Raw genomic sequence first — 14,051 nt, 5'->3', positions numbered from 1 at the left:
CGGACTGATGAACGCAACGCTGGAACATATCTGGCATGAATTCGCCGACAAGCTGGGGCAGTTCATCCGTTCGCGGGTGTCTGACCCGGCGTCGGCGGAGGACATCCGGCAGGATGTCTTCGTGAAGATTCAGAAGCGGCTGGGGCAACTCCAAGACCCGGCGAAGCTTCAAGGTTGGATTTACCTCATTGCCCGCAACGCCATCATTGACCATTACCGGACGCACAAGGAAACGGTCGAAGTGCCGGAGACGCTGCCTGCCGATCCAGATGCGAACGATGGCGAAATTGAGGAACTGAAGGCGTCGTTCCGCCGGATGATCTACAGCCTGCCGGAACTGTATCGCGAGGCGGTGGTTCTGACCGAGCTTGACGGTTTGACGCAGCAGCAACTGGCAAAGCGTCTCGGCATTTCCCTTTCCGGCGCGAAGTCACGCGTGCAGCGTGGCCGGGCGCAGTTGAAGCAGATGCTCGACGAGTGCTGCAAATTCGAGTTTGACCGGCGCGGCAAAGTCATTGGTTGTGAACCGCGAGAGCAGACTGGCTGTGCGGAGTGCTCCACCCCTTCTGTTCGCCCGCCAACTTCAGCCAAGCCTGCGGATCACGATCCTGGTCGTTGACCGGGCATATTGGGGCGACAATGGAAGTCGGGAGAAACTGGGGGTTGACACTGTTAGCCACTTTGCTAAATTCCTACTCGTGATGGCAAGTAAACCGTCAGTCGCGCAGTTCAAAGCACAGGCGCAGGTGTTCAAGGCGTTGGCCCATCCGGGTCGTCTGCTCATGCTGGACGAATTGTCCCGGGGCGAGCGGTGCGTATGCGAATTGGCCGCATTGGTCGGATCGGAAATGCCCACCGTTTCCCGGCATCTGTCCCAACTCAAGCACGCCGGCATCGTGGACGACGATAAGCGCGGTGCTCAAGTGTTCTACCGGTTGGTGACGCCGTGCGTCATGAACTTCTTCCAGTGCGTGGCTTCGGTGCGTGAGAAGACCCGTGCGTAGAGACGCGGGCGGAATCCCTTTTTTTGAGTGTGGACTTGCTGGATTAGCTAAATGTCGAATAAGCGCAGGATTATCGAATCATGAATGGCGCGTGTGAAGCCGATGTCGGGAATGCGAACTGGAGCCGGGAACTCAAGATTCTCGGCGGGTTCGCGGCTGTCTTTATCTTGCTGTTCTTCCTGCCGGTGGGCGTGCCTCGTTTCGACAACGCGCTCAAGGAAGGGCTGGAACTGACCAAGTGGTATGCACAGGAGCACGTTCTGCTTTGCCTGATTCCGGCGCTGTTCATCGCGGGGGGAATCAGCGCCTTCGTCAACCAGGCTTCGGTCATGCGCTACCTGGGGCCGAAGGCGAACAAGGCGCTGGCCTACGGGGTGGCCTCGGTGTCTGGGACGATCCTGGCGGTGTGCTCCTGCACCGTGCTGCCACTGTTTGGCGGCATCTGGATGCGTGGGGCTGGTCTCGGACCCGCGACGGCGTTCCTCTACTCCGGCCCAGCCATCAACGTCCTGGCCATCGTGATGACGGCGCGGATTCTCGGCATGGAACTGGGCACGGCACGAGCGATTGGGGCGGTGGCGTTCAGTGTAATTGTCGGATTCGCCATGCATCTGGTCTTCCGACGTGAGGAGCAAGCGAAGGCAGAAGCGGCGGCGGAGATGCCCGAAGTGGAGGTCAAACGTCCGCTTTGGCAAAACGTGCTGTTTTTCGCCTCGATGGTGGGCGTGCTGGTGTTCGCGAATTGGAGCAAACCAGCGGAAACGACCGGCCTCTGGGCTGAAATCTTCGCGTGGAAATGGCCCGTGGCGGCGGCATTCGCTGCCGGGTTGGGGGTGGCGCTGGGACTCTGGTTTGGGTTCAAGTGGAGAGAACTGGCGCTTGCGGCGCTGCCGGTAGTCATCCTGAGCTTTGCGTTCCCCCATGAACCACTGATTGCCTTCATCGTGGGCTGTGCTGGACTGGCGGTGCTCTGTGCCAGGAATCCCGGCGAAGGCCGCGAGTGGTTGGACGCGACGTGGACGCTGGGCAAACAGATCTTCCCGCTGCTCATCGGCGGCGTGTTCGTCTCCGGAATGCTGCTGGGACGACCGGGCCAGGAAGGGTTGATCCCCTCGGTGTGGGTGAGCCAATCGGTGGGCGGCAATTCATTCATGGCGAACTTCGTTTCCTCGATTGTGGGCGCGTTCATGTATTTCGCCACGCTGACGGAGGTGCCGATTCTTCAGGGCCTAATGGGCTCCGGCATGGGCAAAGGCCCCGCGCTGGCACTGCTGCTCGCCGGCCCTGCGCTTTCGCTCCCCAGCATGTTGGTGCTCCGCAGCATCATGGGCACCAAGAAGGTCGTTGTGTATGTCGTGCTGGTGGTGATCATGGCCACGATCACCGGATTGATTTACGGAGCGTTGTTTTAACCTCAAGAGAAAGGAAATAGATCATGCAAATCCTCGTTATCGGACCCGGTTGTTCGAAGTGCAAGACACTGGCGCAATTTACCGAACAGGCCGTCAAAGAACTCGGCGTCGCGGCCGAGATCAACAAGGTCACGGACCTCAAACAAATCATGGCGCTGGGGGTGATGATGACGCCCGCGCTGGCCGTGAACGGCACGATCAAGGTGACTGGCAAAGTGCCGAGCATCCCTGAAATCAAGACCATCCTGCAACAAGCGGCGGCGTGAACTGAGCTTGGAGAGAAGTGAAAGGACACCTATGAGTGATCGAACGATTGGATTTGTCGGCGGCGGACGGGTGACCCGCATTTTCCTCGAAGGCTGGCAGCGGGCCGGGCAACTGCCCGCCAAAATCGTTGTCAGCGATTGTAACGCGGAAACGCTGGGCAAACTGAAGGCGCGATTTCCGTCCATCGAAACGGTCGCGCAGAGTGCGGCAGCAGCGGCGCAAGACATTGTGTTCCTCGCCGTGCATCCGCCCGTGATGGCGGAAGTCCTCGCCGGCATCAAAGGCAGCATAAAACCCGGCGCGCTGGTGGTATCGCTCGCGCCCAAGTTCACCATCGCAAAGCTGACTGAACTGCTCGGCGGATTCGACCGTCTGGCGAGGGTGATTCCGAACGCGCCGTCAGTGATTCACCTGGGCTTCAATCCGGCTGCGTTCGGTCCGGTGCTGACGGCAGCCGACAAGACCGAACTCGTGGCCCTGCTCAAACCGTTGGGCGAATCGCCCGAAGTGGCCGAGTCAAAGCTGGAAGGCTATGCACTGCTCTCCGGCATGGGCGCAACCTACCTGTGGTTTCAACTGCAAGCCTTGCGCGAAGTGGCGGCGGGTTTTGGCCTGACTGATGGCGACATCGCTCCGGCGTTGAAACGCACGGTCTGCGGCGCGACGCGGACGTTGCTGGAATCCGGCCTCACGCCCGCCGAGGTGATGGACCTCATCCCGGTGAAGCCGCTGGCCGAAATGGAAGCGCAGGTCAGCGAGCTGTATCGCACGCGCCTGCCCGCGCTCTACCAGAAAATCAAACCGTAAACACCGCAATCCTCATTACCATGAAAGCACCAGCAAAGATTCTCATCCTCGTCGCCGTTGCAGCGGCAGTTGTGGCCGCGGTCGTCTTGAAGCAGAACAAGACGCCAGCCAACAGCGACATCAAAGCAGAGGCGAGTGTTTCAGCAACCAGCCAGGCCGCACCCGGCCCGGCAGTGACGGCGAAATTGCCGCGCCTCGTGGACTTGGGCGCGGGCAAGTGCATTCCGTGCAAAATGATGAAACCCATTCTGGACGAGTTAAAGCGGGATTACGCCGGCCAGTTCAAGACGGAGTTCATTGACGTTTGGGAAAATCCCGATGAGGGCAAGAAATACGGCATCGAGATGATCCCCACGCAAATCTTCTATGACGCCGACGGCAAGGAACTGTTCCGACACACGGGATTCTTCGGCAAGGAGGACATCCTGAGCAAGTGGAAGGAACTCGGAGTCGAGGCAAGCGGTAAGTCAAGCGCCGTGATTGTCCGGGAGCAACCCGTCGCAGCGGACGCCCGACCGCGCGACCAAGTGTGCTTCATGTGCGACGGCGATGTGAATGGGAAAGCCAAAACGCTGGTGAAGGGCGAGACCGAACAACGCCTCCTATGCTCGCCGCATTGCTACTTCATCTACTTCTCCAGTCTCGTCGGCGCTGACGCCAAAGCGGTGGACGCGAAAGTCAGCGTCAGCGATTGGGCAAGCGACAACCTCATCCCCGCGACTACGGCCATCTACCTTTACGGCATGGATGCCAAGGGGCGTCCGACCATTAAGGCATTTGCCGACAAAGACGCCGCCGTGAAGGAACAGCAGGGCAGTCCCGGCAATGTGCTCACCTGGGACGTGCTGTGGTCCAAGGAACTGGCGACGCGGTGCGCGTTCTGTGACCGCGCCGTGTATCCGGAGGACGCCTGCGGGGTGAAGTTTGGCACAACACACGGACACGGGTGTTGCACGCATTGTTCGATGGGAGTGGCGGCGCGGTTGAAGCAGGACATCGAAGTGGAAGCGAAGGACGGACTGACCGGCGAATTGATTCGAGTGAAAACGCTAAATGGCCAGATTGCGTCGCTTGAACCCGCAAGTGCTGTGGCCTGGTTTGGTCAGAAGAAGGATGCTGAGGGTAAGTGGGTATCCGCCGGCTGCTTCAAGCAGGGTTTCTTCGTCAACGCAGCGAACCTGCAAAAGTGGCTGGACGCGCGCCCGACGATGACTGGTCGCCAGATCACCATCGCTCAAGCACTCGCTGACAAGATGAAGTTGTCGCCCGAACAAATCGCGAAGGCGTGTAAACTGGGCGAGTGCAAGTGAAGCCGCGCACACAAATCCTTCTCGTGCTCGCGGCCCTGGCTGCTGTCGCGGTGCTATCTTCGACGCAACGAAAGGGAAATGCTGATCGCATCAACAATGGCGGGGCGTGCTGTCCGCTCGTGGCCGCACTGGATGCGAAGCTAGTCGTTACCGGCACAAATCAGGTCAACACCAACGCCACGGCTCAACAAGTCATCGCGTATTACTTCCACGGCACGGTGCGTTGTGAAACCTGCCTGTTGATTGAAAAGCTCGCGAAGCTCGTGATCGAGCAGGAGTTCAGCAGCGAACTCGCCAGTGACCGACTGGCGTTTACGCCTGTGAACTACGAACTGCCGGAGAACGCTCACTTTCTGACCGACTACAAGTTGCCTTGCCCGTCTTTGGTGCTCGTCCGACGGACCGACGGCAAGGAAAGAGCCTGGAAGCTGCTCGGTGACACCTGGCAACTGGTTCACGAGCCGATCAAGCTCAATGCCTACGTGGAAACCGAAGTGCGAAACTTCCTGAATGGAACAAGCCAGCCGGCGAGCACCAACCAATCCGCGTTGCCTCCTGCTGCGGATGATCACTGATTTATGGAGCAACTTTTCACAAATCTGAGTCACGCGGTTGAGGGCGCGCCGCTGGTTGCGCTGTCTGCCGCCGTCGTGTGGGGCATTTTGAGCATTGTCCTCAGCCCCTGCCATCTCGCGAGCATCCCGCTCATCGTTGGATTCATCAGCGAACAAGGCCAGGTGACAGCCAAGCGAGCGTTCTGGACTTCCACCCTGTTCGCAGTTGGCATTCTCGTCACCATCGCAGCCATCGGCGCAATCACCGCCGCCGCTGGCCGCATGATGGGTGACGTGGGGCGCTACGGGAATTACTTCGTTGCGCTCATCTTCTTCGTGGTGGGGCTGCATTTGGTGGGCGTAATTCCGTTGAATTTCTCCGGCGCGGGACCAGTGGGGATGAAGCGCAAGGGGCTGTTGGCGGCGCTCATCCTGGGACTGGTGTTCGGCATCGCTCTTGGCCCCTGCACGTTTGCCTACATGGCCCCGATGCTGGCGGTGACGTTCAAACTGGGTGGGGCAGCGCCATTCTACGCGGCCAGTCTGTTGCTGGCTTACGGCATGGGTCACTGCTCGGTGATCATCCTGGCGGGCACTTCAACGGAAGTTGTCCAACGCTTCCTCAACTGGAACGAACAGTCCAAAGGACTGGCCGCAGTCAAAATCATCTGCGGCATTCTCGTCATGCTCGGCGGCGTATGGCTCATCTACACCGCTCCATGAACACAAAGCTACATCGCCCAAGCGCCGGCACGTTGGCCGCCGTGGTTCTGGTTTTTCTGCTGAAAGGTGGCTTGCTTCGAGCCGAAACCACCAACGCGCTGACGCTCACCGATTGTTTGCGCGAAAGCCTCTCCGCCAACCACACGTTGCTGGCGCGCTCCGCCGACGCTGACGCCGCCGGCGCACGGGCCAAGGGCAGCACGGCCGCGCGTTTGCCGAAACTGTTCGCCGCAAGCAGCGCGAATCACACCAGCGATCCCTATCGCCTGCAACCCGCCACCGAAAACAACCAGCCGGGCATTTTCACCCGGGACACCTGGCAGGCGACGGCAGGGGTTTCAGTTCCCATCTACGCCGGCGGACGGCTGGCCGCTGAACAAGACGCCGCGCGCCTGCTGGCGGAGGCCGCTTCCAGTGATCTTGCGTTTGCCCGTCAGTCCCTGGCGGTGCGGGTGGTGACGCTTTACGAAGATGCGCTCGCGTTGCGCGCGGTCATCCGTTCGCTGGACCAATCCCGGGCGACGCTCACCGCGCAGGTGGAACGTATTGACGCGTTGCTCCGCCAACAAAAAGCCGCCGAAGTGGACCGGCTGCGCGTCGCGGTGCGTCTCGCGCGCGTGGAACAAAGCGCCATCGAAGCGCGCAACCGGCTCGAAATCATCCAGGCCACTCTTGCCGTGCTCATGGGCCGCGAACCTTCCGCTGCGTGGGAACTCGCCGACACATTGAACACGCCCGCCGCAACTTCGGCTGACGTGATTGCCAGTCGGGAGTTGCGCGCCGATGAAGCCGCCGCGCAAGCTCGATCCGCTTCCGCTGGGCAACAGGTGCATGCTGCGCGTTCCGGCTATTGGCCCACCGTGGAAGGCGTCGCCACCTACGGCCCGCGCGCCGATTTCCACAGCGGTGAGGATTACGATCTGGGGTTCGCCGGCGTTGCCCTGACGTGGAACATCTGGGATTTCGGTCGCACCAAATCGCGCGTGAGCGAGGCGCGTGCGAACCAGCGTGCCCGCGAGGAAGCGGCGGCGGAAACGACCTTGCAGCGCCGGCTCGAACTGGCCAATGCCGAGGCCGGTGTCCGCGCTGCCGCCGCACGGATCGAAGCGTCCCGGCTAGCGGTGGAGCAGTCACAGGAAAGTCTGCGTATCGAACAGCGCAAATACGAACTCGGCCAGGGCACGATCACGGATGTGCTGGACGCACAATCCGCCACCGTCGAATCGGAATCGCTCCGTGCCCGCGCGCTGGCGGACCATTCCATTTCGCTCGCCGCGCGCGATTTCGCGGCGGGCCACGTTTTCACGCAAGCCGCCGTCTTGCCCGCGCTGCAAGCTGATCCCGTCGCCAGCAAGGGCAACAGTTCCTCCTCCAAGCCATGAAATCATTTCGCATCCTTTGTCGTCTTTCGCCCGCTGCTCTGGCGGTCGTGCTCGCCGTCACCGGTTGCGGCAAAGCCAGCTCCGGCAAGCCCACGCCGCCGCCCGCTGCCGTGACAGTTGAAGTCGTGACGAACCGTGCCTTTGTCCGGCTGCTCACCGTCACCGGGACGATTGAACCGACGACCGTCGCCGGGCTGGCTTCGCCCGCCGAAGGGCCGGTGCTCGGCTGCCGCGTGCGCGAAGGTGACCGCGTGACCGAAGGACAGGAGTTGCTGCGGATTGGCCGGCAGCTTTCTGCGGAAGCGGCGCAGGCTTCGGCCAAAGAGGAGTTGCGGCGTCAGGAACAGGAATTCCGCCGCATCGAGGCGCTGGTGAAGGAAAAGGCCATTGCCGGCGATCAACTCGACACCGCGCGGGCCGCGTTGGAGCGTGCCCGCGCCGCGCTGGCCCAGGCCGAACAGGCCGCCGACGATTATTCCATCCGCGCACCGTGGGCTGGTGTGGTGTCACGCGTGCGGGTGGCTGATGGCAATTACGTCGCGCCCCGCACGCCGCTTGTGGACCTTTACGATCCCACCAGTCTCGTCTTGCGCTTCGCCGTGCCGGAGGACCACGCCTTCGCGCTGGCCGCAGGCGGCCGCGTGCAGGTGACGTTTGACGCGCTGCCGGGCCGGTCCTTCACGCTCGAAATCGTCCGCGCCTACCCGGAACTGGATCGGCGCTTGCGCACGCGCTCGTTCGAGGCGGAGCTGCCGAAGGAAGCCACATTTTCGCCCGGCATGTTTGCCCGCATCCGCGCCGTGCTGGAGGAGCAACCCTCGGCGCTGACCGTCCCGGTAGAAGCCGTGCTGGGCGACGGAGTGAAGCCATTCGTCTTCGTGCTCGCCGAAGACAAAGCCGCGCGCCGCTCGGTGGAAGCCGGATTCGAGCAGGATGGTCGCGTGTGGATTCGCACCGGACTGAAGACCGGCGACCGTGTGATCGTGGGCGGCATCGAACGCGTGAAGGATGGCGCGGCCGTGCGCCTTGAAGGTGGCAGCAAGCCCACCGCCAAACCCGAAGGCAACAAGCCCGCCGCGAAAGAAGCGAAGCCATGATTCGCACCGCCATCACCCGCCGCATTTCCACCGCCATTGTCGCGCTCGGGCTGGCGATCTTCGGCGCGCTCAACATCGGCACGCTGCCAGTGGATTTCCTGCCGTCGGTCAAGTATCCGCTCATCAAGCTTTCCATCGTCTGGCCCGGCGCGACCCCCGAGGACATTGACCGCAACCTCGCCGATCCCATCGAGCGCCAGATCGCGTCCGTGGATGGCCTCGATTATCTCACGTCCAGTGCGCTCGAAGGGCTTTACCAACTCGATGTGAACTACCGCTACGGGGTGGACGTGGACGTGGCGTATCAGGACACGCTCGCCGCGTTCGCGCGTTCGCAAAAGGATCTCCCGCCGGACATTGATCCGCCGGTCATCATCAAGGCCGACCCCTCGCAACTGCCCATCGTGCAAGTCGCCTTCGAGTCTGACCGCATGGACCTCACGCAACTGCGCACCTGGGTGGACAACTGGCTCACCGACCGGCTGCTCGCCGCCGGTGGCGTGGCGGCGGTGGATGTCGCGGGCGGACTCGAACGCGAAATCCGCATTCTGGTGGACGGCGGCAAGCTGGAGAAACACGGTCTCAGCCTCGAACTCGTCGAACGGCGGCTGCGCGAGGAAAACGTGCAACGCCTCGGCGGGCGCGTCACCGGGCCGAACCGCGAGACCATCGTCCGCACGCTGGGCGAATTCAACGACCTCGAAACCATCCGCCAGATCGTCCTCGTTCGGGGCGAAGGCAGCGCCCGCATCCGCATTGCCGACGTGGCGACGGTCGAGGATTCCCACGAGGAGGTCCGGCTCATCACCCGGCTCAACGGCAAGCCTGCCGTAAAGGCCAACATCATCAAGCAAGCCGATGCCAACACCGTCCTCACCGTGCGCAACGTCGAGCGCCGCCTCGCCGAACTCGCGCCCGCCTTTCCCGCCGGTCTGTCCTACAAGCTGCTGGAGAACCAGGCCGATTACATCGTGGATTCGATGAAGGGTGTGCGCAACACGGCGCTGGAGGCGCTGGCGCTGGTGATTCTCGTGCTGTTCCTGTTCCTCGGCAGTCCGCGCCAGGTGCTCATCATCGGCATCGCGTTGCCCTTCGCCTTGCTGGTGAACTTCTTCGTCATGCGGCTGGCGGGCTTTTCGCTGAACATCTTTTCGCTCGGCGGACTGGTCGTCGCCATCGGCGTGCTGCCCGACGCCTCAATCATCGTGGTCGAAAACATCACCCGCCTGCGCAGCCTGCGAAAAGGCGAGCCGCGTGCGGCGGTGGCCGAGGCCGGAACGCGCGAAGTCGGCGGGGCGATCCTCGCCGCGACGATCACCTTCGTCGCCCTGTTCGCGCCGTTCCTGCTCGTGCCGGGCATGATCACGCTGCTGTTCCGCGAACTCGTGCTCGTGGTGCTTGGCCTGATGGTCATCGCGGGCCTGGGCGCGATCACGCTCACGCCGATGCTCGGCTCGACGCTGTTGCGCGCGGAACATCACGAGGATTCGTGGAGCGAACGGCTCAATCGCCGCCTGCAAGCCGCCTACGGCTGGCTGCTGCGCCGCGCGTTGAACGCCCGTGTGGTCGCGTTGATTGTGTTTGTCGCCGTCGCGGCGTTGGGAGTCGTGCTTTTCAAAAAAGCAGGCGCGGAGTTTTTCCCGGCCGTGGACGACGGCCGCATCGTGGTGAAAGTGCGGATGCCGGCGGGGGCGGCGCTCGAACGCATGGACGCCATCACCGCACAGATCGAGGCGCTCCTGCGCGGCGACAAGCGGGTGCGCAGTGTGTTCACGCTCATCGGCGGGGCGGTGCGCGGGCTCTACACGAACAAGATCGGCAACGAAGGCGAGGTGGACATCGAACTTGTGCCGTCCGGTGAGCGCGACATCTCCACAACCGACTATATCGCGGAGCTGCGCAAGAAGGTGGCCAAGGTGCATGCGCCCGGAGCGGTGCTGGCGGTTTATCAGGCCAAGATGCGCGGCATCCGCACGCTGGGCCAGGCGGAGATCGAGGTGGAAATCAACGGCTCGGAAATTGACACGCTTTTCACCCTCGCCAACGACATCGCCGCGCGTCTGCGCCAGCGCCCGGAACTGGCGAACATTTACGTCTCGCTCGATTACTCGAAGCCCGAATGGCAGGTGGAGATTGACCGCACCCGAGCCGCCGAGCACGGGCTGACCGTGGCCGCCATCGCCGGCACGTTGCGCGGTTACATCGGCGGCGACGTGCCCACGCGTTTCCGCGAGGCCAGTGAACTTTACGACCTGCGCGTGCTCGTCCCCGAGCGCAGCCTGCGCTCGCGTTCCGACGTCGAGAATCTCGTGCTCACAACGCCCGCCGGCGACCACGTCCGGCTGCGCGAAGTCGCGAAAGTGCGCTCCGCCACCGGCCCGGTCGAGATCGTGCGCCAAAATCAGATCAAGCAGGTCATCGTGCGCTGCGATTCGCAGAACGTGGATCTCAGCACCGCGCAGAACGCCACGCGCGCGGCGCTCGCGGAGGTGTCGTGGCCCACCGGTTACAACTACACCATCGGCGGCAAGGCCCGGCAGATGGCCGAGATGCAGGGCGTGGTGAAGCGCATTCTCGGACTGGCGGTGTTCTTCTCGTTCATCGTGCTGGCGGCGCAGTTCAACAGCCTTCGCCTGCCGCTCGTCATTCTGATCGCCGCGCCCTTCTGCCTCACCGGCATGGGCTACGGCCTGTGGATCGCGGGCCAGCCGTTTGGCGCGACCGTCATCATCGCCGCGATGATCGTGCTCGCGGCCAACGTGATTGACGGCGTGCTGCTCATCGAAACGGCCGAGCACCAGCGCGCCGCGGGCAAGCCGCTGCTCGAAGCCACGCTGGGCGCGGGCCTGAGCCGGTTGCGTCCGCGCCTGATGACCGTGCTGCCCGCCGTGCTCGGTTTCGCACCACTGGCGTTCGCGTTGGAAGAAGGCGGCGAGTTGCTCCGCCCGATGGCGGCGGCGGCGATTGGCGGACTGTTGCTGAACGTCTTCGTCGCGCTGTTCCTCGTGCCGGTGCTTTACACCTGGATGGCGAGCCGCAGTTCGCGGCCAGCCGCCACAGTGCCGGAATCCGAACCAATTGAACACCCTCGCTAACAATCGAATTGAATCCCACGACTACTCCAACTCAATGCACCTGTCAGGCCGCGCCCAAGCTCATCTTCCCATGCTCCGGCGCTTCCGATGTGGGCGGTCTCTCGGACCGCGCCGCACGCCAGATGACGCTGGACCTCGCCGGGAAGATGTATTGCCTCGCGGGCATTGGCGGTCGAGTGGAAGGCATCCTGGCCAACACCCGCTCCGCCGCCAAAGTGCTGGTGATTGACGGCTGTAAGGAAGAGTGCGCCCGCAAGACGATGGAACTGGCGGGCTTCAGCGACTTTGCCCACCTGCAACTGGAGCGCGACTTCCAATTCGAGAAAGGCGCAACGCGTGTCACTGCTGCCCGCATCCGCCAGATCGCGGATCGCGGGGCGGAGTTGCTGGCCGGTTGAATCTGCGGTGCTTCCCGACAAGGCGGACACCGTGACCGCGAACCAACAAACCAAGCAGATCGAAAGGACATTCCATGAATGAACATGTGACCCGCCGCAACTTCCTCGCCACTGCGAGTGTTGCCGCGATGGCTGCAACCACCGTCTCCACCTTCGCCGCCGAATCGGGTGGCGGCAAGCCGCTGAAGATTCTTGGCATCTCGTGCAGCCCACGCAAAGGCATGACCACGGCCAAAGCCGTTCAAGCCGCGCTGGACGCCGCCAAGGGACTTGATGCACGGATTCAGGTGGAGTTGATAGACTTGGGTGGACTGAACATCGCCGGCTGGTCGCCTACGCCACCGAAGGACGACTTCACGGCCATCCTGCCGAAACTCCAAGACCCGGCCGTAGCCGGGCTCATCATCGGCTCGCCCTCCTACTTCCGCAGTTTGAGCGCATTGACCAAGGCATTCATTGAACGCTGTGCGCCCTTGCGCGAGCCGAAGATGCTGCTGGACGGCAAACCGGTGGGTGTCATTGCCACGGGCGCGTTCCGCAACGGCGGGCAGGAGTTGATCATTGAGCAGATTCAAACGGCGATGCTTTGCTTCGGCATGATTCCCGTGGGCGGTCGCCCGCCCGCGTTCCAAGGCGGCACGGTGCTATCGACGAAAGACGACATCAGCGGCGACGATCTCGGCCTCGGCACAGCCCGCAACACCGGCCTGCGCGTGGCTGACCTGGCGCTGCGGCTCGCACGGTAGGCATAAGCGCAGTTGTGTCCGGGGAAGCGGACGTTGGGTTCTCATTGCCTGCGGGCAGGTGCTGATGCGGAGCGGAATACTAGCTCGGGGAAGAGTGATTTGACTTGCAGGGAAAGATACGGCATTTATATTTCGCTGTGTGACGAAATGCAGAAATACACTATGCGCGCGTTCATGAACATTACCAAGGCGCTGGCGGACGAGAACCGCATCCGCACGCTGCTGGCCTTGCGGCAGGGCGAATTGTGCGTCTGCCAGATCACGGAGCTGTTTGGCCTCGCTCCATCCACCATTTCGAAGCACCTGTCCATCCTCTTTCAGGCCGGGTTGGTGGAGTCGCGCAAGGATGGCCGCTGGATTTACTACAAGCTACCGGGCAAGAACGCCCCCGTGGAGGTGTGCGAAGCGATTGACTGGGTCGCGAAGTCGCTCGACGGCAATCCGCGCGCTACCGAAGACCAGAAGGCCCTTAAACGAATCCTGAAACAAGACCCTGCGGAACTATGCAAACGCCAATGTCAAAAGTGAAACCGACCGTCCTCATTCTCTGCACCGGCAATTCCTGCCGCAGCCATCTGGCCGAAGGCATCCTGCGCGCGGCGGCGGGCGAAATTCTCGATGTGCAAAGCGCCGGGTCAAAGCCCGCCGGATACGTCCATCCGCTCGGCATTCAGGTGATGAAGGAGATTGGTATTGATATTTCCGGCCATCACTCGAAACACATGGACCAGTTCCTGAAGCAGCCCGTCGAGACTGTCATCACCGTCTGCGGCAACGCCGACCAAGCGTGTCCGATGTTCCCCGGCCAGGTGAACCGTTACCATTGGGGCTTTGACGACCCGGCGCACGCCACCGGCACAGATGAGGAAAAGCTCGTCGTGTTCCGCCGCGTGCGTGACGAGATCAGAAGAGTGTTTGAGGCATACGGGGCGGGGCGGAAGGACCAAGCGAGGAGGATGAACAGATGAATGCCCCAGCGAACCGGGAAGCGTGTTACGGGGGGATGTTTCCTGAATTCACGCAGTTGAAGCGCAAGGAAAAGCTGGAGGGGCAGGCGTTCACGGCATTGGTTGTCGGTTCGGGCACGGGGGCGCAAGGGCGGAGCTTGGAGGTCAAGTGCGAGGCTTGGGAGAAGTGCGTGGCGTGCCCCGATTATCGGACGTGCTACGACCTCAGCCTCGCCACGCTCCTGATGAACAACATTTTGATGAACACCATGGTGGCAAATCCGTGGGTGGGCGATTGAAGCGCAGTCG

Annotated in this window: 16 protein-coding genes and 1 pseudogene; all 17 read left to right on the top strand. The window is 62.3% G+C overall.

Annotation, left to right across the window (positions count from 1 at the left end; genetic code table 11):
- The first annotated feature begins 7 nt into the window (after positions 1-7).
- The 17 genes and pseudogenes from sigZ (at position 8) to P5205_09565 (ending at position 14,041) form a co-directional block, all read left to right on the top strand.
- Positions 8-619: an RNA polymerase sigma factor SigZ gene (sigZ, locus tag P5205_09645; protein HSA10620.1), complete on the top strand. Its 612-nt coding sequence runs from the start codon at positions 8-10 to the stop codon at positions 617-619.
- An 82-nt stretch (positions 620-701) separates the two neighbouring features.
- A complete protein-coding gene (locus tag P5205_09640; GenBank protein HSA10619.1) occupies positions 702-1,004 on the top strand; it encodes a metalloregulator ArsR/SmtB family transcription factor in 303 nt (100 codons plus the stop codon).
- Between the two features lie 80 nt (positions 1,005-1,084).
- The gene (locus P5205_09635) at positions 1,085-2,416 is read left to right on the top strand and encodes a permease (protein ID HSA10618.1); all 1,332 of its coding nucleotides are present in this window, start codon (positions 1,085-1,087) and stop codon (positions 2,414-2,416) included.
- A 23-nt stretch (positions 2,417-2,439) separates the two neighbouring features.
- Positions 2,440-2,682, top strand: a complete 243-nt coding sequence (locus P5205_09630) for a thioredoxin family protein (GenBank protein ID HSA10617.1) — start codon at positions 2,440-2,442, stop codon at positions 2,680-2,682.
- 31 nt (positions 2,683-2,713) lie between these two features.
- The gene (locus P5205_09625; GenBank protein ID HSA10616.1) at positions 2,714-3,490 is read left to right on the top strand and encodes an NAD(P)-binding domain-containing protein; all 777 of its coding nucleotides are present in this window, start codon (positions 2,714-2,716) and stop codon (positions 3,488-3,490) included.
- A gap of 173 nt (positions 3,491-3,663) precedes the next feature.
- Positions 3,664-3,942 (top strand): annotated as a pseudogene (locus P5205_09620) (thioredoxin family protein).
- Positions 3,943-4,233: 291 nt separating this feature from the next.
- Entirely contained in the window at positions 4,234-4,800 is a 567-nt protein-coding gene (merB, locus tag P5205_09615; protein HSA10615.1) for an organomercurial lyase, read from the top strand.
- Positions 4,797-5,375, top strand: a complete 579-nt coding sequence (locus P5205_09610) for a nitrophenyl compound nitroreductase subunit ArsF family protein (GenBank protein HSA10614.1) — start codon at positions 4,797-4,799, stop codon at positions 5,373-5,375. The genes merB and P5205_09610 overlap by 4 nt, the downstream gene beginning before the upstream one ends.
- Positions 5,376-5,378: 3 nt before the next feature.
- The gene (locus P5205_09605) at positions 5,379-6,077 is read left to right on the top strand and encodes a cytochrome c biogenesis protein CcdA (GenBank protein HSA10613.1); all 699 of its coding nucleotides are present in this window, start codon (positions 5,379-5,381) and stop codon (positions 6,075-6,077) included.
- Between the two features lie 116 nt (positions 6,078-6,193).
- A complete protein-coding gene (locus P5205_09600; protein HSA10612.1) occupies positions 6,194-7,459 on the top strand; it encodes a TolC family protein in 1,266 nt (421 codons plus the stop codon).
- On the top strand, positions 7,456-8,556 hold the full coding sequence (locus P5205_09595; GenBank protein ID HSA10611.1) for an efflux RND transporter periplasmic adaptor subunit: 1,101 nt from the start codon (positions 7,456-7,458) through the stop codon (positions 8,554-8,556). The genes P5205_09600 and P5205_09595 overlap by 4 nt, the downstream gene beginning before the upstream one ends.
- Entirely contained in the window at positions 8,553-11,651 is a 3,099-nt protein-coding gene (locus tag P5205_09590) for an efflux RND transporter permease subunit (protein HSA10610.1), read from the top strand. Before P5205_09595 ends, P5205_09590 begins: the two co-directional genes overlap by 4 nt.
- 8 nt (positions 11,652-11,659) lie before the next feature.
- On the top strand, positions 11,660-12,049 hold the full coding sequence (locus tag P5205_09585) for a putative zinc-binding protein (GenBank protein HSA10609.1): 390 nt from the start codon (positions 11,660-11,662) through the stop codon (positions 12,047-12,049).
- A gap of 74 nt (positions 12,050-12,123) precedes the next feature.
- Positions 12,124-12,795, top strand: coding sequence for a flavodoxin family protein (locus P5205_09580; GenBank protein ID HSA10608.1), 672 nt, complete (start codon positions 12,124-12,126; stop codon positions 12,793-12,795).
- 147 nt (positions 12,796-12,942) lie between these two features.
- On the top strand, positions 12,943-13,323 hold the full coding sequence (locus tag P5205_09575; protein HSA10607.1) for a metalloregulator ArsR/SmtB family transcription factor: 381 nt from the start codon (positions 12,943-12,945) through the stop codon (positions 13,321-13,323).
- Complete coding sequence (locus P5205_09570; protein HSA10606.1) at positions 13,311-13,763, top strand: arsenate reductase ArsC; 453 nt, start codon at positions 13,311-13,313, stop codon at positions 13,761-13,763. Before P5205_09575 ends, P5205_09570 begins: the two co-directional genes overlap by 13 nt.
- Positions 13,760-14,041: a hypothetical protein gene (locus P5205_09565; GenBank protein HSA10605.1), complete on the top strand. Its 282-nt coding sequence runs from the start codon at positions 13,760-13,762 to the stop codon at positions 14,039-14,041. Before P5205_09570 ends, P5205_09565 begins: the two co-directional genes overlap by 4 nt.
- The last annotated feature ends 10 nt before the right edge of the window (positions 14,042-14,051 follow it).

The organism is Candidatus Paceibacterota bacterium (assembly GCA_035452965.1).
Lineage (GTDB): Bacteria > Verrucomicrobiota > Verrucomicrobiia > Limisphaerales > UBA8199 > UBA8199.
This window is presented reverse-complemented; position numbering and strand designations above follow the sequence as displayed.

Bases quoted from the DNA above. Each gene is read 5' to 3' on its own strand.
- sigZ (HSA10620.1), top strand. From the start codon at position 8: ATGAACGCAACGCTGGAACATATCTGGCATGAATTCGCCGACAAGCTG.
- P5205_09640 (HSA10619.1), top strand. From the start codon at position 702: ATGGCAAGTAAACCGTCAGTCGCGCAGTTCAAAGCACAGGCGCAGGTG.
- P5205_09635 (HSA10618.1), top strand. From the start codon at position 1,085: ATGAATGGCGCGTGTGAAGCCGATGTCGGGAATGCGAACTGGAGCCGG.
- P5205_09630 (HSA10617.1), top strand. From the start codon at position 2,440: ATGCAAATCCTCGTTATCGGACCCGGTTGTTCGAAGTGCAAGACACTG.
- P5205_09625 (HSA10616.1), top strand. From the start codon at position 2,714: ATGAGTGATCGAACGATTGGATTTGTCGGCGGCGGACGGGTGACCCGC.
- merB (HSA10615.1), top strand. From the start codon at position 4,234: ATGGATGCCAAGGGGCGTCCGACCATTAAGGCATTTGCCGACAAAGAC.
- P5205_09605 (HSA10613.1), top strand. From the start codon at position 5,379: ATGGAGCAACTTTTCACAAATCTGAGTCACGCGGTTGAGGGCGCGCCG.
- P5205_09595 (HSA10611.1), top strand. From the start codon at position 7,456: ATGAAATCATTTCGCATCCTTTGTCGTCTTTCGCCCGCTGCTCTGGCG.
- P5205_09590 (HSA10610.1), top strand. From the start codon at position 8,553: ATGATTCGCACCGCCATCACCCGCCGCATTTCCACCGCCATTGTCGCG.
- P5205_09580 (HSA10608.1), top strand. From the start codon at position 12,124: ATGAATGAACATGTGACCCGCCGCAACTTCCTCGCCACTGCGAGTGTT.
- P5205_09575 (HSA10607.1), top strand. From the start codon at position 12,943: ATGCAGAAATACACTATGCGCGCGTTCATGAACATTACCAAGGCGCTG.
- P5205_09570 (HSA10606.1), top strand. From the start codon at position 13,311: ATGTCAAAAGTGAAACCGACCGTCCTCATTCTCTGCACCGGCAATTCC.
- P5205_09565 (HSA10605.1), top strand. From the start codon at position 13,760: ATGAATGCCCCAGCGAACCGGGAAGCGTGTTACGGGGGGATGTTTCCT.